Annotated in this window: 19 protein-coding genes; 10 read left to right on the top strand and 9 right to left on the bottom strand. The window is 44.9% G+C overall.

Annotation, left to right across the window (positions count from 1 at the left end; genetic code table 11):
• Positions 1–32: 32 nt before the first annotated feature.
• Together nfsA and wrbA are read right to left on the bottom strand one after the other, a co-directional pair.
• On the bottom strand, positions 33–773 hold the full coding sequence (nfsA, locus tag BHC43_RS02205; protein ID WP_100156392.1) for an oxygen-insensitive NADPH nitroreductase: 741 nt from the start codon (positions 771–773) through the stop codon (positions 33–35).
• A gap of 17 nt (positions 774–790) precedes the next feature.
• Positions 791–1,393, bottom strand: a complete 603-nt coding sequence (wrbA, locus tag BHC43_RS02200; protein ID WP_100156391.1) for an NAD(P)H:quinone oxidoreductase — start codon at positions 1,391–1,393, stop codon at positions 791–793.
• A gap of 131 nt (positions 1,394–1,524) precedes the next feature.
• On the opposite strand from wrbA, the gene BHC43_RS02195 reads away from it, so the two are divergent.
• From BHC43_RS02195 to BHC43_RS02175, 5 genes are all read left to right on the top strand, one after another.
• Positions 1,525–2,802, top strand: a complete 1,278-nt coding sequence (locus BHC43_RS02195) for a YihY family inner membrane protein (RefSeq protein ID WP_180297408.1) — start codon at positions 1,525–1,527, stop codon at positions 2,800–2,802.
• A 49-nt stretch (positions 2,803–2,851) separates the two neighbouring features.
• Positions 2,852–4,177: a M23 family metallopeptidase gene (locus tag BHC43_RS02190; RefSeq protein WP_100156389.1), complete on the top strand. Its 1,326-nt coding sequence runs from the start codon at positions 2,852–2,854 to the stop codon at positions 4,175–4,177.
• 74 nt (positions 4,178–4,251) lie between these two features.
• Complete coding sequence (gene xth / locus BHC43_RS02185; protein WP_100156388.1) at positions 4,252–5,016, top strand: exodeoxyribonuclease III; 765 nt, start codon at positions 4,252–4,254, stop codon at positions 5,014–5,016.
• A gap of 8 nt (positions 5,017–5,024) precedes the next feature.
• A complete protein-coding gene (locus BHC43_RS02180; protein WP_180297407.1) occupies positions 5,025–6,131 on the top strand; it encodes an anhydro-N-acetylmuramic acid kinase in 1,107 nt (368 codons plus the stop codon).
• A 110-nt stretch (positions 6,132–6,241) separates the two neighbouring features.
• Positions 6,242–8,608, top strand: a complete 2,367-nt coding sequence (locus BHC43_RS02175; RefSeq protein WP_100156386.1) for a DNA translocase FtsK — start codon at positions 6,242–6,244, stop codon at positions 8,606–8,608.
• Between the two features lie 82 nt (positions 8,609–8,690).
• Here the strand turns inward: BHC43_RS02175 and lgt are convergent, their stop codons facing one another.
• Positions 8,691–9,542 (bottom strand): prolipoprotein diacylglyceryl transferase, encoded by an 852-nt coding sequence (gene lgt / locus BHC43_RS02170; protein ID WP_100156385.1) that lies wholly within the window; start codon positions 9,540–9,542, stop codon positions 8,691–8,693.
• Between the two features lie 276 nt (positions 9,543–9,818).
• On the opposite strand from lgt, the gene hmpA reads away from it, so the two are divergent.
• On the top strand, positions 9,819–11,033 hold the full coding sequence (hmpA, locus tag BHC43_RS02165; protein WP_100156384.1) for an NO-inducible flavohemoprotein: 1,215 nt from the start codon (positions 9,819–9,821) through the stop codon (positions 11,031–11,033).
• An 83-nt stretch (positions 11,034–11,116) separates the two neighbouring features.
• The gene (locus BHC43_RS02160) at positions 11,117–11,560 is read left to right on the top strand and encodes an Rrf2 family transcriptional regulator (protein ID WP_100152132.1); all 444 of its coding nucleotides are present in this window, start codon (positions 11,117–11,119) and stop codon (positions 11,558–11,560) included.
• 40 nt (positions 11,561–11,600) lie between these two features.
• Here the strand turns inward: BHC43_RS02160 and BHC43_RS02155 are convergent, their stop codons facing one another.
• The 5 genes from BHC43_RS02155 to BHC43_RS02130 form a co-directional block, all read right to left on the bottom strand.
• Positions 11,601–12,794: an LD-carboxypeptidase gene (locus BHC43_RS02155; protein ID WP_100156383.1), complete on the bottom strand. Its 1,194-nt coding sequence runs from the start codon at positions 12,792–12,794 to the stop codon at positions 11,601–11,603.
• Positions 12,795–12,991: 197 nt separating this feature from the next.
• Positions 12,992–14,434 (bottom strand): aminoacyl-histidine dipeptidase, encoded by a 1,443-nt coding sequence (locus BHC43_RS02145; RefSeq protein ID WP_100156381.1) that lies wholly within the window; start codon positions 14,432–14,434, stop codon positions 12,992–12,994.
• 71 nt (positions 14,435–14,505) lie between these two features.
• Entirely contained in the window at positions 14,506–15,243 is a 738-nt protein-coding gene (ubiE, locus tag BHC43_RS02140) for a bifunctional demethylmenaquinone methyltransferase/2-methoxy-6-polyprenyl-1,4-benzoquinol methylase UbiE (RefSeq protein ID WP_100156380.1), read from the bottom strand.
• Positions 15,244–15,317: 74 nt separating this feature from the next.
• Positions 15,318–15,704, bottom strand: coding sequence for a DUF971 domain-containing protein (locus tag BHC43_RS02135; RefSeq protein ID WP_306807691.1), 387 nt, complete (start codon positions 15,702–15,704; stop codon positions 15,318–15,320).
• Between the two features lie 338 nt (positions 15,705–16,042).
• Positions 16,043–16,285 (bottom strand): Pathogenicity locus, encoded by a 243-nt coding sequence (locus tag BHC43_RS02130; RefSeq protein ID WP_100141563.1) that lies wholly within the window; start codon positions 16,283–16,285, stop codon positions 16,043–16,045.
• A 352-nt stretch (positions 16,286–16,637) separates the two neighbouring features.
• Here BHC43_RS02130 and nadE point away from each other — a divergent pair, with 352 nt between their 5' ends.
• A complete protein-coding gene (gene nadE, locus BHC43_RS02125) occupies positions 16,638–17,429 on the top strand; it encodes an NAD(+) synthase (protein ID WP_100156378.1) in 792 nt (263 codons plus the stop codon).
• Positions 17,430–17,614: 185 nt separating this feature from the next.
• On the opposite strand, the gene BHC43_RS02120 is transcribed toward nadE, so the two are convergent.
• Positions 17,615–19,333 (bottom strand): proline--tRNA ligase, encoded by a 1,719-nt coding sequence (locus BHC43_RS02120; protein ID WP_100141565.1) that lies wholly within the window; start codon positions 19,331–19,333, stop codon positions 17,615–17,617.
• A 153-nt stretch (positions 19,334–19,486) separates the two neighbouring features.
• On the opposite strand from BHC43_RS02120, the gene hemG reads away from it, so the two are divergent.
• Positions 19,487–20,017, top strand: a complete 531-nt coding sequence (hemG, locus tag BHC43_RS02115; RefSeq protein ID WP_100156377.1) for a menaquinone-dependent protoporphyrinogen IX dehydrogenase — start codon at positions 19,487–19,489, stop codon at positions 20,015–20,017.
• A gap of 827 nt (positions 20,018–20,844) precedes the next feature.
• Positions 20,845–23,511, top strand: a 2,667-nt coding sequence (locus BHC43_RS02105; protein WP_144078731.1) for a calcium-binding protein, incomplete at its 3' end; no start/stop codon positions are given.

The following is a 23,511-nucleotide window of genomic DNA, read 5'->3' as shown; positions in this document are numbered from 1 at the left end:
GACAACACGGACAGGTGTTGTTTCCAATCTGCTTAGCGTGTGGCCAGTCCCTGCTGATGCAAAAATGGCAGAATATGCGGTCGCACCGGCTGGGCAAAATTATTGGCAACAGCCTTACTCCAATTGAGATCCAGACCACTACGGTCACGATAATACTGAGCCAACTGTTCATCATATGCAGCCAGTTTAGCCGGATCAAGTGGACGATAACGGTTTTCGCTGACTAGCGTATCAAGCGGCAAGCGTGGACGATACATCGGATCCTGTGCCGGATGTCCCAGACACAACCCAAACAACGGAAATGTCAGCGAAGGCAATTCCAGAATTTCAGCTGCACGGGCTGTATCATTGCGTAAAGAACCAATATACACACCACCCAGACCCAGTGATTCCGCAGCCAGCAAACAATTCTGAGCCATGATACCCGCATCAACCGAGCCAATAATCATCGCTTCAGTCCAATCAAGCTGTGCTTCCGGAAAAGCCAGCCGGTGTCTGGTATAATCTACACAAAATACCCAAAATTCAGCCGCCGTACGCACATATTTCTGATTGGCAGCCACTTCGCACAAAGCCGCACGCTTATCTTTATCTGAGACACGGATAATATGTGTACTTTGCATAAAACTAGAAGAAGACGCCGCCCGTCCTGCCTCCCAAATAGCTTCACGCTGCTCATCAGTTAAAGCTTCTTCAGTAAACTTACGAATTGAGCGGTGGCGATAAATTGTGGGCAAAGTAGCCGCACTATTCAAATTGGTGTGGTAAGTCATAATTATTCCTAAAACGATTATATGCGTGCCAGCCGTAAAGTTAGCTCTGCTAGCCGTTTACCCTGAGCAAATGCCAGCTCTTCTTCAGCTTCACTTAACTGAGTGTTATTGTGCATTCCGGCCACATGGCTGGCACCATAGGGTGTACCACCACTATGCGTAGCATTTAGCTGTGGCTCGCTAAACGGAATCCCGCATATCAACATCCCGTGATGCAGCAATGGCGTTATCATACTCAGTAAAGTACTCTCCTGCCCACCATGCAAACTGGTAGTGCTGGTAAACACACAGGCAGGCTTGCCAATCAGGCTGCCGGCCAACCACAGACTACTCGTGCTGTCGAGAAAATATTTCACCGGTGCGGCACAATTGCCAAAACGGGTAGGACTACCCAGCGCCAATGCGGCACAATCCTGCAACTCTTCAAGCGTAACATAGGGTGCGCCGTCATCCGGAATGACGGCAGCAGTTGCCTCACATTCAGCCGATACCTTAGGTACAGTACGCAACAAAGCTTCACAACCAGCCACGCTATTTATACCTCGTACCAGCGTTAGCGCCAGATTGCGTGTACTGCCAGATAAACTGTAATACACCACTAGAATAGGCAAATCTTTCATCAAGCGCTCCTGAACCTGTTTTCATGCCATTATTGTGCCGCAACTGCCCCTACTTGACCAGTCAGCACCAAAATTCTGCTGCAAAACCGCATTTTTGGTTACAATCAGATAGCCGCTTGTCAGGAGTAGCCATGAATATACATTTATTTAAAAGCAAATATTTAAAGCAGCGCCTGCCCCAGTTTTTACTTTTTGTTGCACACAACTACCAGCGCTGCAATCTGCCTCTGATTGCTGCGAGCTTAACTTTCACCACCCTACTGGCATTGGTACCGTTTTTTACTATTACTGTAATTGTGGTTAACGCATTTCCCATGTTTGCCGATATGGCCACACGGTTTAATCAGTTTCTAACTCATATTATTGTTCCTGCAGCCGGCGCAGATTCCGTGAGCGATTATCTATATGCTTTTCGTGACAAAGCCAGCGGCCTCACTGCAGTAGGCATCAGTTTCATGATCATCACTTCGCTGATGCTGATTCAGACAATAGAACACGCATTCAACCAAATCTGGCAGGCACGCGACCAGCGTCCGATATGGATACGTATTCTGATTTACTGGGCCTTGCTGACTCTGGGACCGTTGGTGCTGGGCATGAGTCTTTCAGCCCTCGGATTTTTGTCCAATCCAGACAACGTAGCCGGCCAAATTCCGTTTTACAGTAAAATTTTCAAAATCAGCACCAATCTAGCATTGATAACTCTATTGCTTTTTCTACTGTACAAACTGGTACCATTCTGTTTTGTAAACTGGCGGCATGCCTTAACCGGTGCATTAATCACTGCAATCGGGCTGGATTTACTGCGACGAGGATTTGCTATATTTGTCACTCACTTTGGCAATTATCAGCTTGTATACGGTGCTTTTGCTGCCATACCAGTATTTCTAATCTGGCTGAATTTGTTATGGCTGCTCTTACTCGCCGGCGCCGTACTCACTTCTTCATTACCTTATTGGCATCAAGACAGATTTCTGCATCTACGTCAGTATCAGCCGTTTGAAAATGCACTTGACCTCATGTACAGACTAATCCTGTGCCAGCAGCAAGGACAGGCCATAAAATCCTGTGAACTACAGCAGCTTCTACGCATTAGCGACAAACATCTGGATCAGATACTAAGCAAACTCAAACACAAGCACTACATTACCGACAGCAGCAACGGCTGGGTATTACAAACCAATCCCAACAAAATTACGCTAGCCGATTTATATCAACTATTTATATATCAGCCCAACCAGTACTCAGCCATAGCCAGCTCCATACAAACACTGCTCAACCCCTGTTTACAACATATGAATATTAGCCTGTGCGAATGGGCTCGCCATTTCAGCGCGCAAGAAAAAGAAAATCAACAACAGAAAAAAACACAAAAACCAAACAAGGCACTGGCAATTTCAGATAAATAGTTTTACATTTACCGGTTTTAGCGTTGCATAAACAACACAATACCTGACCATGAGCAAGTTTAACCAAGCAGCAGCGTTAATCAGGCGCCTGAAAAATAAAATAGCCAGTCATCCCCGACTATGGTTTGGCACAGCAGCAACACTAATACTGCTGCTGGGTATTGTGATTTCGTCCATCTGCCAACACCAGCCACAAACCTACCAGCCACAGCAAACCACTCTCAAATTGGCATCGGTAAAAATCACACCACAAACTACCAATCTCAACTTCTGGCGCGACGAAGTCGTACAGCCGGGCGATACCATCAGCATGGTCTTACAACGATTTCATATCAATGACGAAGAAATCCGACAAATTACCAACCTAAAAATCATTAAAAACCAAGTTCAACACCTGCAAGTGAACCAAGTATTCAGCATCCGTATGGACAACAATGGCCACCTAACCGATATCCAGTTTTTCAATGATGACGATAACGGTGAAAAAAATCTGGTAGCACTCAAAAAAACCGGCAACAATTGGAATGCCGATATCGGCGCAGTAGATACCGAAACCCTCCCAACATTCAAAGCCGTTGTCGTCAAAACCTCCGCCCGTGGAGCACTGGCGCAGGCCGGCATCCCCGTCGAAATCCGCGAATCATTGCGGGAAATATTCAAAGACAAAATAGACATTAATACCCTGCAAAGCGGCGACACCATCCGCTTGATTTATGACAGCCTGTACTATCGCGGACAACAACTGGCTACAGGTGACATCCGTGCGGCCGAATTCAGCCACAACGGCACCCTATATCAAGCCTATTATTTCGACACCGGCAATGATGGCAATGGCCAGTATTACGACGCCACAGGCAAACCCTTACGGCAAGGATTCACCAGTGTACCTGTAGAAGGGGCACGCATTTCCTCTCCGTTTGGTACCCGTTTCCATCCAATACTGCAAACCCTGCGTATGCACAGCGGTATAGACTATGCCGTGGCTAGCGGTACACCGATCCACGCACCGTCTGACGGAATAGTAGAAAGCTACGGCATCAAAGGCGGCTATGGCAACGCAGTGATATTACGTCACAACGACAGCATGCAAACACTTTACGGACACATGAGCGCTTTTGCCAACCTCAGTCCCGGCCAACATGTACAAGCCGGAGATATAATTGGCTATGTTGGCAGCACCGGCGTTTCCACCGGCCCACACTTGCATTACGAAGTTAGAATTAACGGTCAGCCAGTTAATCCCGCCAGCGTAGCCCTGCCCACCCGAAAACTGAATGCACACGAACTAGCAACTTTCAAAAAGATGGAGCAGCGTTGGAATTCCCGTCTGGCAGACATCCGCAATCTGAGTGTTACTATCGCCCAGATGGATTAACCGTACACACTAGCACGCTAGAACTCAGTTCCGAATACGCATACAATAACCGCTTTGCTGACAGTGTATCCATCATGAAAATTGCCACCTGGAATGTCAACTCTTTAAACGTACGCCTGCCCCATACTCTGCGTTGGCTAGAAGAAAACCAGCCGGATATACTGGCCTTGCAGGAACTGAAACTTGATCAAGACAAATTTCCGGAGGCAGAATTCACCCGCATCGGCTATCACGCTGCATGGAACGGCCAGAAAACCTACAATGGTGTGGCCATTCTCAGCCGTCTACCGTTTCAAGAAGTGAGCATCGATATTCCGGAATTAAACGAACCGCAAAAGCGCATCATTGCCGCCACAATCGATGATATCCGCATTGTCTGTGCCTACTGTGTCAACGGCGAAGCCATAGGCAGCGAAAAATTTGCCTATAAAGAACGCTGGTTTGCCGCTCTCCAAGCCTATATGCGCATTCAGCTAGAAAAACATCCCAAAACGATATTACTCGGCGATTTCAACATAGCTCCGTATAACATCGATGTATACGACCCTGAAAAATGGCAAGATAAAGTTTTATGTTCGCCGCAGGAACGTAGCTGGTTTCAGCAACTGCTGCAATTGGGCTTTACCGACAGCCTGCATCAACTGTATCCCGACAGCGCTCACTATACATGGTGGGATTACCGCATGAATATGTTCAAACGCAAGCTTGGCCTTCGCATCGACCACATCTTGCTGAGTGAAAAACTTGTCCCCCTGCTGCGTGACGTACAGGTGGACAGTAGTGCACGCGGCTGGGAGCGTCCCAGCGACCATGCCCCGGTAATCGCTACCCTTGCCTAATGAACAGCATGCAACCTTTACAATACTATATCGGCCTAATGTCAGGTACCAGCATGGATGGAATTGATGCCGTGCTGGCCACACTCAGCGGTACTGAATGGCAGGGCGTCAGTGCTCATGCCTTCATTGCTTATCCCGATGAACTGAAACAACATTTACTGGCTTTACAAACCCCCGCTCACAACGAGCTTGCACGAGCCGCACTATTAGCACAGCAACTGGCTCAGCTCAATGCACAGGCCGTCAGTGCCGTTCTCAGCCACGCTCAAATAAAGCCAGAAACCATCACCGCACTCGGCTGTCATGGCCAAACCATACGCCATGCACCACAACAACACTACAGTATTCAGTTGATGGATTGGGCACTGCTGGCCGAGCTGACAGGTATTACCACAGTAGGAGATTTCCGTAGCCGCGATTTAGCCGCAGGCGGTCAGGGAGCACCACTCGTTCCAGCTTTTCATCAAGCTGTGTTTGCCAGTACACAGCAATCACGCGTAGTACTGAATTTAGGCGGCATAGCCAACATCAGCGTCCTACCACCAAGCCAGCCTGCTTTCGGCTTCGACACAGGCCCTGCCAATATGCTGATGGATGCATGGGTACAATTACACTGGCAACAACAATATGATTACAACGGTACACTTGCCAGTAATGGGCAAATTATTGTGTCGCTGCTGCAATCCATGCTTAGCGATGCCTATTTTGCCCAGCCTTATCCCAAAAGCACCGGCCGTGATTTATTCAGCCTGAATTGGCTCAACCACTACCTCAGTGGTAGAGAAAATCCGGCAGATGTATTGCGTACCTTACTGGAACTCACCGCACAAACAGCTGTCAGCGCCATCATCAGCGCTGCACCCCACACCGAATGCGTATACGTCTGTGGCGGCGGCAGCCAAAACATGCTGCTCATGCAAACATTGAGACAATTACTCAGCCGGCACCACATCATCCTGCATACCACTGATGCATTACAACTTCCAGCACAACTGGTTGAAGCAGCCGCTTTTGCATGGCTTGCCGCATGCTGGTATCAGCGTCAGCCGGTAGCCACTCACTTCGCCACCGGTGCTGCCGGTGCACGCATTCCTGGCTGCGGCTACTGGGCTTAACCATCAGCAAAAAACCGTTAAATCCTGTTACCAGCACCAGTATCCCGCCCAACAGACTTTATAATAACCAGTTAATTTAAGATAAGAATACCGCTACAGTCGCAATATTTATGGCCACAACACCAAAAAAATCTGTTTCCCGCAAACAGCCCGCGCAAAAAGTAAAATCAACCAAAGTCAGCAAACCAAAACAGCCTTGGTTAATGAATTTAATTAACGACATATTCTGGTTACTGGCACTTATGGTAACGATTTTTGTCATGCTGTCTTTAGCCAGCTTCAACATGGCCGATCCTGCATGGTCGCGCGGCATCGTCCAGCTCGACAAAATCCACAATCTAGCCGGCCTTACTGGAGCATGGCTGGCTGATATCGGCTATTACATTTTTGGCTTTTCAGTCTGGTGGTGCATCATTGCAGCACTAATCGCCCTGTATCAGAGTTTCCGTCCCCTAAATGCCCGTTCACTCAACACCAGCGATACCAGCAAGCCCTACAGCAGTTGGCTGGCCATAACCGGCCTGATTATCCTACTGATTTTCAGCCCCACACTGGAAAACTTAGTACTGGCAAACCTGTTAGAAGAAGCCCTGCCCATCGGCGCCGGCGGATTAATCGGACAGGTATTGAGCCATTTACTGCAACAATTTTTCGGCCTAACCGGCGGACTGGTAATCAGTATTTTCATGATGCTGATTGGCTTATCGCTACTAATACAAGTTTCATGGCTAACGGTAATCGAAAAAATCGGGGCGCAATTCGAATGGATATGGTGCAAACTGCTGCGCCGCCCGCAACGCCTGATTACCGAATTTCCCAATAACAAAACTGTACAGCGCATGGTTAAACAAGCCAAAACCATCACCGCCAAAAATATCGACACACCGGTTGTGGCCAGTAGCAATCGCAAAAACGTAGTCGTGCGCAGCGAAGCCCCCACAGCTCAAGAACTAACCATACCCGAACCAGCCGTTACCAGCCCTGCCAGCAGCACAAAAACACAGGGATTGATACAGCTACCGGAAATCAATCTTTTGACCAAACCCACCAGCCAGCCAACAGCTATCAACAATGAAGAGCTGCAACAAACTGCCGCACATATCGAATCCAAACTAAAAGAATTTGGAGTAGAAGTAGACGTTACAAGCGCTACAACCGGACCTGTCATCACCCGCTATGAAATCGAACCAGCACAAGGCGTAAAAGGCAGCCAGATAGTTAATCTCAACAAAGATCTTGCGCGCTCACTTTCCGTTCAGAGCGTAAGAGTCGTGGAAACCATTGCTGGTAAAACCACCATGGGTATCGAACTGCCAAACGAACAGCGCCAGAACGTACTTCTGGCTGAAATATTAGGCGCTAGAATATTTCACGACGCCAGCGATAAACTGACCATGGCCATGGGCAAAGACATCGCAGGAGCACCTGTTATCGCCAGTTTGGCCAAAATGCCACATTTACTTGTAGCCGGCACCACTGGTTCCGGTAAATCAGTCGGCGTTAACTGTATGATATTGTCGATTCTGTACAAGGCACAGCCAGATGAAGTCCGCTTCATCATGGTAGACCCAAAAATGCTCGAACTGAGCGTATACGACGGTATCCCGCATTTACTTGCACCTGTCGTTACCGACATGAAAGAAGCGGCACAGGCACTGAACTGGTGTGTAACTGAAATGGAAAAACGTTATCGTCTACTGGCACACGTTGGCGTACGCAATATCAGCGGCTTCAACGACAAAGTAGCCGTAGCCAAAACCGGCGGCACACCACTTGTTAATCCATTCAGCACCAATCCAGATGAACCAGAACCACTAAACAAACTGCCGTATATAGTTGTGGTAATTGACGAACTGGCTGATCTAATGATGGTTGAAGGAAAAAAAGTCGAGCAGCAGATTGCCCGTCTGGCACAAAAAGCCCGCGCAGCCGGCATTCACCTGATATTGGCCACCCAACGGCCCAGCGTCGATGTCATTACCGGACTGATAAAAGCCAATATCCCCACCCGCCTATCTTTTCAGGTATCCAGCAAAATCGATAGCCGTACCATTCTCGACCAGATGGGTGCTGAAAATCTCTTAGGCAAAGGAGACATGCTGTTTTTACCTCCAGGGCAGGCTGAGCCCACACGACTACATGGTGCCTTTGTATCCGATGAAGAAGTACATGCCGTTGTTAATTTCATCAAACAGCAGGCACCTACCCAATACGTAGAAGGCATACTTTCTGGAGAAGCCGCACAAACCAACGTCAATCAGGTTAACCCAAATGCCAACAGCGACGAATTATTCGATCAGGCCGTGGCGTTTGTACTTGAAACCCGAAAAACCTCAATTTCATCCCTCCAGCGCCATTTACGCATCGGCTACAACCGTGCCGCCAACCTAATGGAAGCACTGGAAGCCGCCGGAATCGTTTCTGCCGCCGAGCTGGGAGGCAACCGGCGCATACTGGCACAAAAAGACAATATCTAAATCTTTGTCTCTTCTACCAACTTCCAAAAAACTCAAGCCGCAACCATAATCGATTGCGGCTTTAAAATTTTATCCTGATAACCTATTTCGCCCTTTTGCCGGCATATACAAAACCAAAGGCACCAATCACAATCATCGGCAGACTCAACCATTGCCCCATAGACATATGCATCGCTAGCAACCCCAGAAAATCATCCGGTTCTCTCGCAAACTCAACAATAAAACGGAACACTCCGTAGCCCAGCAAAAATAACATCGATGTCTGCGCTACAGGACGTGGCTTTTTCACAAACAGCCACATAATCACAAACAACACAATACCTTCCAGCAAAAACTCGTAGAGTTGCGAAGGATGACGTGGCAACATCTGAAACTTTTCCCATACCGGCAGCCATTTCTGTGGATCCTGCATCACCAGCGCCATATCTTCTTCTCGCGCATGTGGAAAACCCATCGCCCAAAAAGCATCCACACTGGTTACCCGCCCCCATAGTTCGCCATTGATAAAATTACCAATACGCCCGCAGGCCAGCCCCAGCGGCACCAGTGGCGCCACAAAATCTGCTACCCTCCAGAACCGCAAGTGGTGACGGCGCGCAAACAGCAACATTGCCACCAGCACGCCCACAAATCCGCCGTGAAAAGACATCCCACCCTGCCAGACTTTCAGTATTTCCAATGGATGGTTCAGATAGAATGCCGGCTGATAAAACAGCACATAACCCAAACGGCCGCCCAATATCACCCCAAAAACACCCCAGGTAATAAAATCATCCAGCAGCTCATTAGTAAATACCGTTTGTCCGCTTCGTATGCGCCGTCGCCCAAGCCAGATAAACAAACAAAAACCAACAATATAACTCAACGCATACCAGCGAATCGCCAGCGGTCCCAGATGCACCAGCACCGGGTCAAAATTCGGATGAATCATCATAAGCTTAGTATTCCTCAGATATACTGCCCAACGCACCGGCCAAAAACTCACAGCCGGACATAAATACCATGGCCTTAACACCACAGCTAAAACAGCTCACAGTTTAACTCAAGCAGCCAAACGATGCCCTAATTTCATTACAACCACACATTGGCCACTACCGGATAGCCGCCGCAAATATCACAAATATCCTCAACTGCATTGACATCACAAAGTAAGCCGCCTAATATAAAATATGTATTTTATATACATATTAAAATAATTAGGAGAGCACTCATGCAATTAACTGACAAACAAATCAAATTAATTCAGGCTACCATACCCACACTCCAGCAACACGGCGTAGAACTAACCCGCTATTTTTACAATAGAATGCTTAGCAACCATCCGGAGCTAAAAGAAACATTCAATCTCGGCAATCAGCGCAACGATGCACAGCCGCAGGCACTTGCCAAAGCCATACTCGCCTATGCACAAAACATCACTAAATTGCAAAATCTTGGCGACGCCGTCAGCCAAATAGCACACCGCCATGTCAGCCTCGATATACAGCCAGAACAATATCCAATAGTCGGCACCAACCTTTTACATTCCATCAGCGAAGTATTAAACGTACCCATGGATAGCGAATTGATAGCAGCATGGACAGCCGCCTATCAGCAACTAGCCGATATTCTCATAAAAACCGAAGCTAATCTTTATCAGCAGCAGGAAAAGAATCATGGCGGTTGGAATGGTTGGAAAAAATTTAAAATTGTAGACAAACAGCCAGAAAGTAGCGAAATCACATCTTTTTATCTACAACCTGCAGACAATACACCACTACCCACCTATCAACCCGGACAATATATATCCGTTCGCGTCATGGTGCCCCAGTTAGGAATCAAACAACCTCGTCAGTATTCTTTGTCAGACAGCAACCATCCAGATTATTTTCGCATCAGTATAAAAAAAGAAGCTGCCGACCAGCAGCATGAAGCAGGTTATGTTTCTAATACCCTTCATCAACATTATCATATCGGAGACGAAATAGAAGTCACCCATCCCACTGGTACCTTCCTTTTACACCATACCGATAAAAGCATCGTACTCATCAGCGCCGGTGTTGGTATTACTCCTATGATTGCCATACTCAATACCCTTGCCACAAACAAAAACCAACAACATATCAGCTTTATCCATGCCTGCCGCAACAGCGACGTACTAGCCATGCACCAACACATCATCGGCTTGCAGCAAAGCATGCCCAATCTACATAGCTATCTGGCTTGTGAAAATCCTGGTACCGAACTGATGGCAGACAAAAAAGGGCGACTTGAGCTTTCCGAATTGAATAATAGCCTCCTACCCAGCGATGCCGACTATTATCTGTGCGGACCCAAAGCATTCATGCATAGCCAATATCAGGCTTTGCGCAAACTGCACATCCCCCAGAATCAAATCTTTATGGAACTTTTTGGAACAGGTGGATTCAGCCAGCTTGCAGCCTGATAAACCGGCAGTTTTAAACATTGAACTTTTCATGGCAGCTGAAAACGGGCAAAATCATTACATCAACAACCCAACAGTCTGCCATGCAATTAAACCGTTTCACCGATTTAGGTTTGCGCGTCTTATTATCCCTGCAATACCTGCCCGAATCCGAACTTTCCACCGTAGAAAACCTAGCCAAACAGCTTAACGTCTCCAGAAACCATCTGGTAAAAATCGTCTATTTCATGGCACAGGCAGGATGGATAGAATCTTTCAAAGGCAGAAACGGCGGCATCAGACTGGCTGCCGGCAGCCAACAGCTTCAACTAGGCTCAATCGTACAAGCTCTAGAAGAAGCCTCATCCGAAATAACCACATTAATCAACTGCCAGCAGCCCCCCTGCTCCATGACAGAATTCTGCTTTTTGCCCCAGATGTTCAATCAGGCACAACAGGCATTCTACGCATCACTAAACCAATATACCCTCAAACAGCTTCAAGTACCTGCTACCAATCAGGCCGTTATCAAATGGCTTGCTCAATAGAGCGAATTAAAAAGCCGGTATTTAATGCCGGCCAAAACCCTTACATCACATCTTCAGTTTCAGATGAAGGAGACTCAGACACCGGCGCGCCAATTATTCCATTCAGCAGCCCCTCTGCAGCAGGCGGCTGTGGAATCAGCGTATTCAACGCCAGTACAGATGCATTCAATACCGGATAGTCTCTAAAATCAATCTGATACCCCCCACCACTGGTCGAATGCAGACTAGCACGTGCCCCTAGCGGGAATGTAACCTTATCAGTTGTATGTCCAAACGGAAATCCAGTTAACACGGGTATCCGCGTCAAACGCGCCATCGTCTGTACCACCGCATTAAATGTATAGCTACTGTCATACACATCCCGTATCGCACCCATACGAAAATTGCCCAGCACAATTGCCTGCTGCCGCTTCAAAATGCCACTCAGATATAAAGTTTGAAGCATTCGTTCAATCCGATAAGGCTGTTCCCCTACATCCTCAATAAACAGAATCCCGCCGTCAACCTGAGGCATATAAGGGGAACCCACCAGCGCAGACAGCACACTCAGATTACCGCCCCACAACACACCTTCAGCTCGGACCTGATAATTCTGCATCACAGGTACCACAACCGACATCGCCGGATTGCAGCTATTATCTATAAACGAACGAGTGGTGAATTCACTCATCTGTGGCTTACCAAACTCACTATACAGCATCGGGCCGGCAAAACTGCACATCTGCCCCTGTGCCAAAAGCGCCAGCTGTACTGCCGTCACATCACTATAACCAAACAGCAGCGTACCCTGTTCTCGCATACGGGCACCCAAAGCCGGCCAATTAACCAAAGGCAGAATACGCATCGCCCCATAGCCCCCGCGCAATCCCATCAACACTTTAGGAACTTGCACACGGCCAGCGGCCACATCCTGCAAATCAGCCGCACGCTCAGCATCACTACCGGCAAAACGCTGATAGCGGCGCACATATGCCTGCTGATTAGTAACTACAAAACCAGCAGTAGCCAGACGTTGTGCCGCCAAATCACTGCGGCTGGTACTTTCTCCAAAACCGGAACACGCAAAAATACGCATAGAATTCAGATTACCATTAGATGGTTTCAGCACTTTAGAAGCAGACAGCGGTGTAACAGAAGGTTTCTGAGTACTGCCACATGCCTGCAACAAACCGGCACCGGCAAAAGCAGCACCGGCACGCAAAAATCCACGACGGCTTTGATGTTGTAAATCCATAAATACTCACTTTCTGCTCCGGCAGCTCATCCCGCTGAGAAAACAGCAGCCAATATCATTCAAAACAGCGCAAACCAAAAACCACCAGCCTGCACCGTTAAATAAAATCCTACTATAGCCCTGTTTGTCATTAATAGCAGCAAAAAAATTAACAAAAGGCATGGAATCACCATGCCTTTCTACATACAGAAAATAATTTAATGTTGCTGAGGTATCGCTTTTAATAAATCCTGCAGAATAGCCCAGCATTCTGCCACTGCCGCAATCTCTACCTGTTCCTTAGGCGAGTGCGCCGCCCGGATTGTTGGGCCGAAAGATACCATATCCAGATGCGGCGCTTTTCCACTCAGAATACCGCATTCCAACCCCGCATGAATAATTTGCAATGGCGGTTTCTTACCATAATGGCGCTCAAAAATATCACTAGTTAGCTTCAGCAAAGCCGAATCGGGATTTGGTGCCCAGCCAGGATAATCTGCTGTCAGTTCCAGCTTTGCTCCAGCCATACGTGCCAAAGCTTGCAAACGCAGGCTGAATTCATCTTTTGGCGTTTCCAGCAACGAACGCATCAGACAGTGAATCAGCAAACCATCCGCACCCGTTCTGACTTCTCCTAGATTTGAGGATGTTTCCACGATCCCCTCAAAGTCCGGACTCATACGTAATACCCCGTTGGGAACCGCCATCAACAAATCCAGCGCCTGCTGCGTACTTTCAAGAGAAGCTGCCTGAAGCATATTTTCCGCAGCAAGCACCTCAATACATAACTGCGTTTCTTCCGCCCACTCATCTGCAATGACCGCTGCAATCGGCTCCAGCAGCGCTTTTGCTGTAGCTTCATCCAGCACAATCACCGCTTCCGCCTCGCGCGTAATCACATTTCGCAACTCACCACCCTGCCACGAGCCCAGAGCAAACGGTACCTGCGCATAGATTTCAGCCAGCACACGAGCGAGCAAAACGTTAGCATTAGCATGATTTTTATCAATATCTACGCCAGAATGGCCGCCACGTAAACCAGACACACGTATCCTACAAGCAGAAGCCTGATTAGACTGCCAATCTAGCGGCAAGGTTATACTGGCATCTCTTCCACCGGCACAGCCAATAAAAATCTCACCCGCCTCTTCCGTATCCAAATTAATCAGATACGGCATCTGCAACCAATCAGCACTCAGTGCTTCCGCACCACCCATGCCGATTTCTTCTTCCACCGTCACAATCAGCGTAATATCAGGATGTGCCACATCATCAGCAAACAGCACCGCCAGCCCCATAGCCAGACCAATACCATTATCTGCACCCAGTGTAGTATCGTTGGCCCAAATCCAACCATCCTTAATCTGCATCTGTATCGGATCACGCTTAAAATCATGCAGCGACCCTGCACCTTTCTGCGCCACCATATCCATATGTGCCTGAAGTGCCACCGGTGCATAGTTTTCCATACCTACAGTCGCAGGTTTCTGAATACGCAGATTACCCTTAGCATCGATATCTGTGTTCAGACCCCGCTCATGTGCAGCCTGCACCAACATGTCCCGTACCGCCTCTTCATGAAATGTCGGACGAGGCACCGCACACAAACGAGCAAACCATTGCCATACCGGCTGCGGTTGTAAATCTTCTAAAGTATTCATATTTAAATCCATCACCAACAAAATAAATCAGGCCACCATATGGCAGCCTGAACATAGTGTCAACCAGCAAACTAAAACTTAACACCTTTATGCAAAGCCACCACCCCTGCCGTTAAATTATGGTAACTCACACTATCAAAACCAGCATCCAGCATCATTTGCTTCAATGTCTCCTGATCCGGATGCATACGAATAGATTCAGCCAAATACTGATAACTGTCTGCGTCCTTCGCAATCAACTTGCCCATCAGTGGCAGCATCTTAAAAGAGTACAAATCATATACCGGCTTAAGCGGCTTAAATACATGAGAGAATTCGAGCACCAACAGCGTTCCACCAAGTTGCAACACTCGATACATTTCTGCCAGTGCTACATCCTTGTGCGTCATATTTCGCAAACCAAACGACACCGATACCAAATTAAAATAATTATCTGGAAACGGCAGCTTTTCTGCATCACACAATGCCACTGGCAAAGCCATTCCCTCATTCAGCAGCCGGTCACGCCCCACTGTCAACATCGAAGAATTGATATCCGTCAGCCAGACCTCACCACCGTGCCCTACCCGTTTGGCCCAACCACGCGACAAATCACCCGAACCCCCGGCAATATCCAGCACCTTATCTCCCTTACGTAAAGGAGCTGTGGTAATCGTAAAATGTTTCCAAACCCGATGCAGACCACCAGACATCACATCATTCATCACATCATAGTTTTTGGCTACCGAATGGAATACACCGGCAACACGTCCCGCCTTTTCATCTTCATCAACAGTCTGATAACCAAAATGAGTTTTGTGATCGCTCATACCACACTTTCAGAATTAAACATTGCCCAAATAAAATCAGCCAGCCATCCACATCAGCCCAGCCGCAGCTTCAATTAGGTAGGCTCACGGCTGGCACCAGCCAGCAATAATTTTTGCTCATAAGCAGCCCAAAGCTTGGGCTGACGTATCGCCAAATCATACAAATAAGCCCAATCATACAGCCCAGTGTCATGCCCATCAGAAAAAGCAATACGCAAAGCATAATTACCCACCTGCTGTAAACCGGCTATCGTCACGTAGCGTTTACCAGTTTGCAATACCTCTTGACCCGAACCATGACCTCGCACCTCTGCACTAGGCGAATATACTCGTAGATACTCAGCCATCAGTTCAAACGTCTGTCCCGTATAATCCAGTCGCAGCACCTGCCGATTCTGACACAAACGGATTTCTGTCGGCACCTTCTCCTGCATAGAAACTGCATCCCCATCACAAGACATTAACAAACCGTACCTATTCTAACCTAATATACCCTATACTGCCCACCCAATAAGCATTCGGCATAATTGGTAGTATCACTAATTTAAATATAAGGAACAGCTTAAGAAAACAATGCATTCAACGAATTCAAATATTTAACAGCTATAATTCATTTTATTCATTTAACAAATTAAGTATACTTAAATGTTTTAATGAAACTAATTCCAAACAGTTAAATCATTAATCAGTAAGATTTAAACTAAATCTGGCTTTTTTTAGTTAAAAAATACCCAACAAAATGCCGATGTTAGACACTAATCATAAAAACAAATGACAAACTCCAATTAAATTACCATATTTACCCATTATTGTTTTGTTTCACTAAATGCAAAATATTATTGATAGCGGTTTTAGCCTGAGGACTATTTTTCCAACAAATTGAGCCTGTTAGCAATACCCCTTGGTTAAGGATTTCTTCTGAAGTAACCTCGCGTAATTTATCAAAAGAATCAAGCTGCATTTGCTCGAGTCTGTCAACAATTTTGCTACCCACAAATTTTAGTTCTAGCAATTGCTGTCGCTCAGATTCAGAAAAAGCCATATCAAACCTTTTAAATTAAATAAATATTAATTTTAAGTTACGTTTGTATTATTGCATTCAATTTTTTCCTCTTCCGATTTTGCTTCGAAACGTTTTAAAGGTGACACCGAATTGATATAAATAAAACACACTATCGTTCAAGATTCAGGGAAAAGTAAACAACAAATAGATTAATGACATCAAAATCAACATAATCTATCTCTGAGCAAATATCGTTCATACTACAGCTTTTTGGGCAATACCCTAAAATTATTCAACCCAATCCGTACTGACCATTTTATGCATACACTTTGCAAGCCATCACTTAAAGAAGTATATTAACCCTATCAAAAATAGCCAGAGGACGCATACCATGCAAACCAAAGCCATCATCGAATATATCGTAAAATGGTTACGCGACTACGCCGCTCAGGCCAAATGCAAAGGTTTCGTCGTCGGCGTTTCCGGTGGTATCGATTCCGCAGTGGTTTCCACACTTGCAGCCCAAACCGGCCTACCCACACTGGTACTAGAATTGCCCATCCACCAGAAAGTAAACCAAATAGCGCGCGCACAGGAACACATTCGCCAGCTTAAAAGCTGCTTCAACAATATCGAAGAACACTGGGTCGACCTCACCCGTACTTTCGATTCATTCACCATGGCCGTTGACATCGGCGACAACAAAGATGAGCAAACTCAGCTAGCACTAGCCAATGCCCGCAGCCGTCTGCGAATGATAGCCCTCTACTATTACGCTCAAGAGCGCGGCCTACTCGTAGTCGGTACCGGCAATAAAGTAGAAGATTTCGGCGTTGGCTTCTTTACCAAATACGGCGACGGCGGCGTAGACCTCAGCCCCATCGCCGACTTACTGAAAACACAAGTATATGAACTGGCCAAAGAACTGAATATCGATCAAAAAATAATCGACGCCCCGCCCACAGACGGTTTGTGGGATGCAGACAAAACCGATGAAGAACAAATTGGCGCTACCTATCCTGAGCTAGAATGGGCAATGGGCGTTTACCCCAACCACACCATAGATGATTTCAGTGGTCGCGAGCGCGAAGTTTTTGCCATCTACGATCGCTATCATCGCGCCATGCAGCACAAAATCAACCCAATACCCGTATGTATCATCCCTCCCGAATTACTCAGTTAATACAAAAAAACCAGATTGAAAAATCTGGTTTTTTGTCGACAGTATTTCTGTACCTGAAACATCCAGAATTATCAGGCCATTTCGCAGCAGTTATCCATAAAACAAAAATTAAAAAAAACTATCACAAGCCTAAATCCAAAAAGCCAGACAAGTTATGTCTGGCTTTTTGAATTAACATTTGAAACTCAATCTTGCTTCAACAAAGAACAAATATATCCCACCACATTATCCATATCCAATTCAGTTGGTTCAGCATCTCTGCGAGCCTGATACTCCACCTTGCCAGCTTTCAGACCTCGGTCACCAATCACAACACGATGCGGGATACCTATCAGTTCTGAATCATGCAGCAGCACCCCAGAGCGTTCATCACGATCATCCAGCAACACATCTACACCGGCCTGCTGCAATTGTGCGTATAAATCATCTGCAGCAGCCTTCACCGTATCAGATTTACGATAATTCATCGGCACTATCACCACCGTAAACGGCGCCATCGCTTCCGTCCAGATAATACCGCGCTCATCATTATTCTGTTCGATAGCAGCCGCTACTACCCGTGTAATACCGATACCGTAACACCCCATCTCAAGCACAACATTCTTGCCGTTCTGATCCAGTACCGTAGCCTGCATCGCCTCTGAGTATTTAGTTCTCAGCTGAAATACATGTCCTACCTCAATACCTCGAGCCAGTTTCAGACTGCCCTGACCACACGGGCTCGGGTCACCGGCAATCACCTCACGCAAATCCACAAATTCCGGTTCTGCCGCATCGCGGCCGAAATTAAATCCGGTATAATGATGATCATCCTCATTGGCCCCAATTACCCAATCAGCTGCTTTTGCCGTAGCAAAATCAGCATAAACCTTACCATTAAAGCCCACCGGTCCCAATGAACCACCATGTGCACCATTAAAAGCACTCTCAATCGCAGCCACCGATGCCATCGTCAACGGTGCTTTCACACCGGCCAGCTTCTCAGCCTTGATTTCATTCAGATGATGGTCACCACGAACAAGCAATAGCACCACTGTACCCTCTTCTTCGCCCTCAACCACCAGCGACTTCAGCGTCTGTTCTACCGGCACATTCAAGAAAGCCACCAATTCATCAATACTGCGCACATTCGGCGTATGCACCTTAGACAACTCTTCAGCAGCACTGTGACGTTCACCACTTAGCGGCAAAGTAGCAGCCAGCTCAACATTAGCCGCATAATCAGACCCATCACTATACGCAATTACATCCTCACCGCTTTCCGCCAGTACCTGAAATTCATGCGACCCCGTACCACCAATACTGCCTGTATCAGCCGCAACTGGTCGATAATCCAGACCCAGCCGGTCAAACACCCTGCAATACGCATTAAACATATCCTGATATGATTGTTGCAGTGATTCAAATGTCGTATGGAAAGAATAAGCATCTTTCATCACAAATTCACGCGCCCGCATTACACCAAAACGCGGCCGCACTTCATCTCGGAATTTAGTCTGAATATGATAAAAATTCAGTGGCAGCTGCTTATAACTACGAATCTCACTGCGCACAATATCCGTAATCACTTCTTCACAGGTCGGCCCCAGACAAAACTCACGTTCATGGCGGTCAGTAATCCGCAATAATTCCTTACCATAAAACGACCAGCGCCCACTTTCCTGCCATAACTCCGCTGGTTGCACCACCGGCATCAGCAGCTCAATCGAACCGGCGCGATTCATCTCCTCACGCACAATACGTTCTACCTTGCGCAACACCCGTAAACCCATTGGCATCCAAGTATACAGACCACTGGCTAAACGACGAATCATCCCCGTCCGCAACATAAGTTTATGGCTGGCCAGCTCCGCTTCTGCCGGAGCTTCTTTCAAAGTCGAAATATAAAACTGACTAGCTTTCATAAAAATCTCCCAAAACAGCCGCCATTGTACCAGCCTCCAGCCACTAAAAAAGCATATACCTCATAGTAAAAATTAATTTTTCAGCAACAAAAGCCTGAGCAAAATCCATTAGGCGTGATATGATTTATCTACACCAATCACCAAATATCCACTATGAAATATCTGCTCATCTATAGCAGCCGCTTCGGCTACACCAAGAAAATAGCCCAGAAACTGGAAGCACAGTGGACAGCAGCCGGTATTACAGTAAACTTAGTGAATCTCGCAGATGCTCCCATTCTCCACTCAGGAGAATATGATAAAATAATTATTGGAGCCTCTATTCGCTATGGACACTATGCAGCTGCATTGGCACCATGGATTATTCGAAATCAGCACATCCTCAACAGCACCCCTAGTGCCTTTTACAGCGTCAGCATATTGGCCAACAAACCACATCGCAACACACCGCAAACCCATACTTATACGCGCAAATTCTTCGCCAAAAGCCCTTGGCAGCCTCAAACTATCGGCATTTTCGCCGGAGAATTGCACTATGCCAGATACAATCTTATTGATCGATATATGATGCGCTTAGTTATGAAACTAAACAAAGGCGAAACCAATCTTAACGCGCATATCGAATATACAGACTGGAAAAAAGTAAGAGAATTTGGAGAACAGATACTTAAACTAACCAACTAAACTCAAACCTGATATTACAATCACAAAATCGCCTTTAAAATAAAAAATTGCATACTATTAAACACACAAAAAAATTTCATTCATAATGAATAAAATAACATCAGAGTAAAACCATATTCTGAACCATCCCTACAAATTTAATTATTGCAATCTAAAGCATATAAACATAAAAATTAAAAACATTTTAAAATCATTATGATAAAAAAATTAATTGAAATAAACTTCCCTTCAGTCTAAAATAATCATATCTCTACCCAAATTATACATTCTTAATTAAGAATTTAAACTTATATTGTTAAAAACAAATAACAAATTGATTTAATCTGGTAGAAAAAATAAAAACTCAGAAAATCATATTATTAACATATAATTTGAATATAATAATGATTTTTATATCTTATATATAAAAAAGGGGAAAATCTTCATTAAAATAATTTACAACCTCAATTCCATCATGTACAAAAATTATTGTAATTATAAAATTCATCGTGCACTAAAAAGTAAATGCCTAACTTCATTAATTTATTATTACGAAATACCAAATAGAGTTTAATAAGAAACTTTATAATTATTACATTGAAATATTTATAATTGAAAGGAAATCATAGCCAAATCAATAAAAACAGCTTACAAATATCAAATGTCAAATTTAATATACTATTCAGAACCTATACAATTATAAAGTTAAATTAATTTAAAACTAAAAAAATAAAATAGTTACGTATTATAAAATATATATTACATAAAAATAAAACCTTATTAAGAACCATAAGAAAGAAAAAAATAAGCAACCAAATTTATTAAAATCTACTCAAAGGACTAAAATAATGATACAAACAGATAATGAAATGCCAAGTGAAAATAACGATAGCTCATATCAATACATATTTTCAGCTGGACATGGACAAAACACTATCAACAGCCAGATAAGTAACAATAACAATTATCAGCATATTAAAATACTATTCGAAAATACCAATGTTTCAGATATTATTTTTTATCACTATAAAAATGATTTCATCATAAAAAATAAAAATAACGAAGATTCAGTTACCCTGACAGATTTTTTTAACACTGATCAAACCAATAAATGCCGTTTTACTCTTATCTTCAACGATAAAACATTCAATCCTGAAGATATAACTGATTTAGTCACCACCTTGAACGGCACCGAAAAAGATGATGTACTGAATGGTACCAATAACAACGACATCATTTATGGTAAAAGTGGTAACGATAAACTAAGCGGAAACGAAGGAAATGATCTCTTAATCGGAGGCGATGGAAACGATACTTTAAGTGGAGGCAATGGAGACGATATCCTAGTCGGAAATGAGGGGGACGATATTCTCAAAGGCGATAGTGGTTACGACACCCTGATTGGAGGACCAGGCAACGATACCCTTTATGGCGGAAACTTCCATAAAGACCAATATATCTTTCAAAAAGGACATGGACAGGATATTATCATCGACAGCGGTTATCAATACGACAAACAAGAGTATAACGATATCGTATTTGAACAAGCTAGCTCCATAAACGCTGAATTCATCCGTTCTAATATGGATTTAATCATCCAAGCATATGGTAACGACGATTCCGTTACTTTCAAAGACTATTTTGACCCAAACAGTAATTACAACAACGCCTTCAATTTTATATTTGAAGATAAAACATTAAGTTACGATGATATTACTGCTATGTCTTTTACCTTAGGTGGTACTTCTGGTGACGATATCATAAAAGGCTGGAATGGCAACGATATCATTGCAGGCGGTGCAGGTAATGACCAATTGTATGGTGGTAACGGTGTAGATAATATTTTTGGCGGTAAAGGCAACGACACACTCTATGGTGAAAACGGTAATGATTATTTAAGCGGTGGTGATGGTAATGATACTCTCAACGGCGGTGCCGACAACGATATCCTGTATGGTGGCGCTGGCGATGATATCCTAAATGGCGGTGCCGGCTACGATATCCTTATTGGCGGTACCGGCAATGACACTCTCAACGGTGGCAACTATGAAAAAGACCGCTATGAATTCGAAGCAGGCCATGGTCACGACATCATTAAAGATACAGGAAATTATTATGATATCAATGAACTCAATGAAATTGTGTTTAAAGGCGCCAATTTCTCTGAAAATTATTTCAGTCGTTCCGGTAATGATTTAATCATCAAAGCCTATGGTGAGGACGATTCACTTACCCTGCCTAATTATTTCAACTTTAGTTATGGCGAATATCGTTCTTTCAAATTTATTTTTGAAGATATAACACTTAATCCTCAGGATATCATTAATAAAATTACATTTATCCAGAATGGTGATGATAATGATAATATCATTACCGGATGGTGGAGTAATGATATTATCAGTGGTGGTAAAGGAAATGATACCCTTTACGGCAAAGATGGCAATGATATCCTCTACGGTGAAGAGGGCAATGATACGCTTAGCGGTGATGCAGGCAACGATATCCTGTATGGTGGCGCTGGCGACGACACTTTAAATGGCGGTGCTGGCTACGATATCCTTATTGGCGGTACCGGCAATGATACCCTTAGCGGTGGCAACTACGAAAAAGACCGTTACGAATTCGAAGCCGGCCATGGGCACGACATCATTAATGATACCGGAAATTATTATGATATAAATGACCTTAATGAAATTGTGTTCAAAGGTGCCAATTTCTCTGTCGATTATTTCAGTCGTTCCGGTGATGATTTAATCATCAAAGCCTATGGTGAGGACGATTCACTTACCCTGCCTAAATACTTTAACAATGGTCCTGACGAATATCGTTCTTTCAAATTTATTTTTGAAGATGTAACGCTTAACCCTCAGGATATTATTAATAAAATTACATTTACCCAGAATGGTGATGATAATGATAATATCATTACCGGATGGCAAACTAATGATATTATCCGCGGTGGTAAAGGAAATGATACCCTTTACGGTAAAGATGGCAATGATATCCTCTACGGTGAAGAGGGTAATGATACGCTTAGCGGCGATGCAGGCAATGATATCCTTTACGGTGGCGCTGGCGACGACATCCTAAATGGCGGTGCCGGCTACGATATCCTTATTGGCGGTACCGGCAATGACACGCTTAGCGGTGGCAACTATGAAAAAGACCGTTACGAATTCGAAGCCGGCCATGGGCACGATATCATTAAAGATACAGGAAATTATTATTATATCAATGACCTCAATGAAATTGTGTTCAAAGGTGCCAATTTCTCTGTCGATTATTTCAGTCGTTCCGGTGATGATTTAATCATCAAAGCCTATGGTGAGGACGATTCACTTACCCTGCCTAAATACTTTAACAATGGTCCTGACGAATATCGTTCTTTCAAATTTATTTTTGAAGATGTAACGCTTAACCCTCAGGATATTATTAATAAAATTACATTTACCCAGAATGGTGATGATAATGATAATATCATTACCGGATGGCAAACTAATGATATTATCCGCGGT

Source organism: Snodgrassella alvi, from assembly GCF_002777855.1.
Lineage (GTDB): Bacteria > Pseudomonadota > Gammaproteobacteria > Burkholderiales > Neisseriaceae > Snodgrassella > Snodgrassella alvi_E.
This window is presented reverse-complemented; position numbering and strand designations above follow the sequence as displayed.

Excerpts from the sequence above, each read along its gene's own strand:
- nadE (WP_100156378.1), top strand. The coding sequence starts at position 16,638 with ATGCAAACCAAAGCCATCATCGAATATATCGTAAAATGGTTACGCGAC.
- BHC43_RS02135 (WP_306807691.1), bottom strand. The coding sequence starts at position 15,704 with ATGTCTTGTGATGGGGATGCAGTTTCTATGCAGGAGAAGGTGCCGACA.
- xth (WP_100156388.1), top strand. The coding sequence starts at position 4,252 with ATGAAAATTGCCACCTGGAATGTCAACTCTTTAAACGTACGCCTGCCC.
- BHC43_RS02175 (WP_100156386.1), top strand. The coding sequence starts at position 6,242 with ATGGCCACAACACCAAAAAAATCTGTTTCCCGCAAACAGCCCGCGCAA.
- lgt (WP_100156385.1), bottom strand. The coding sequence starts at position 9,542 with ATGATGATTCATCCGAATTTTGACCCGGTGCTGGTGCATCTGGGACCG.
- BHC43_RS02195 (WP_180297408.1), top strand. The coding sequence starts at position 1,525 with ATGAATATACATTTATTTAAAAGCAAATATTTAAAGCAGCGCCTGCCC.
- nfsA (WP_100156392.1), bottom strand. The coding sequence starts at position 773 with ATGACTTACCACACCAATTTGAATAGTGCGGCTACTTTGCCCACAATT.
- BHC43_RS02180 (WP_180297407.1), top strand. The coding sequence starts at position 5,025 with ATGCAACCTTTACAATACTATATCGGCCTAATGTCAGGTACCAGCATG.
- hmpA (WP_100156384.1), top strand. The coding sequence starts at position 9,819 with ATGCAATTAACTGACAAACAAATCAAATTAATTCAGGCTACCATACCC.
- ubiE (WP_100156380.1), bottom strand. The coding sequence starts at position 15,243 with ATGAGCGATCACAAAACTCATTTTGGTTATCAGACTGTTGATGAAGAT.
- BHC43_RS02160 (WP_100152132.1), top strand. The coding sequence starts at position 11,117 with ATGCAATTAAACCGTTTCACCGATTTAGGTTTGCGCGTCTTATTATCC.
- wrbA (WP_100156391.1), bottom strand. The coding sequence starts at position 1,393 with ATGAAAGATTTGCCTATTCTAGTGGTGTATTACAGTTTATCTGGCAGT.
- BHC43_RS02145 (WP_100156381.1), bottom strand. The coding sequence starts at position 14,434 with ATGAATACTTTAGAAGATTTACAACCGCAGCCGGTATGGCAATGGTTT.
- BHC43_RS02130 (WP_100141563.1), bottom strand. The coding sequence starts at position 16,285 with ATGGCTTTTTCTGAATCTGAGCGACAGCAATTGCTAGAACTAAAATTT.
- BHC43_RS02190 (WP_100156389.1), top strand. The coding sequence starts at position 2,852 with ATGAGCAAGTTTAACCAAGCAGCAGCGTTAATCAGGCGCCTGAAAAAT.
- BHC43_RS02155 (WP_100156383.1), bottom strand. The coding sequence starts at position 12,794 with ATGGATTTACAACATCAAAGCCGTCGTGGATTTTTGCGTGCCGGTGCT.
- hemG (WP_100156377.1), top strand. The coding sequence starts at position 19,487 with ATGAAATATCTGCTCATCTATAGCAGCCGCTTCGGCTACACCAAGAAA.
- BHC43_RS02120 (WP_100141565.1), bottom strand. The coding sequence starts at position 19,333 with ATGAAAGCTAGTCAGTTTTATATTTCGACTTTGAAAGAAGCTCCGGCA.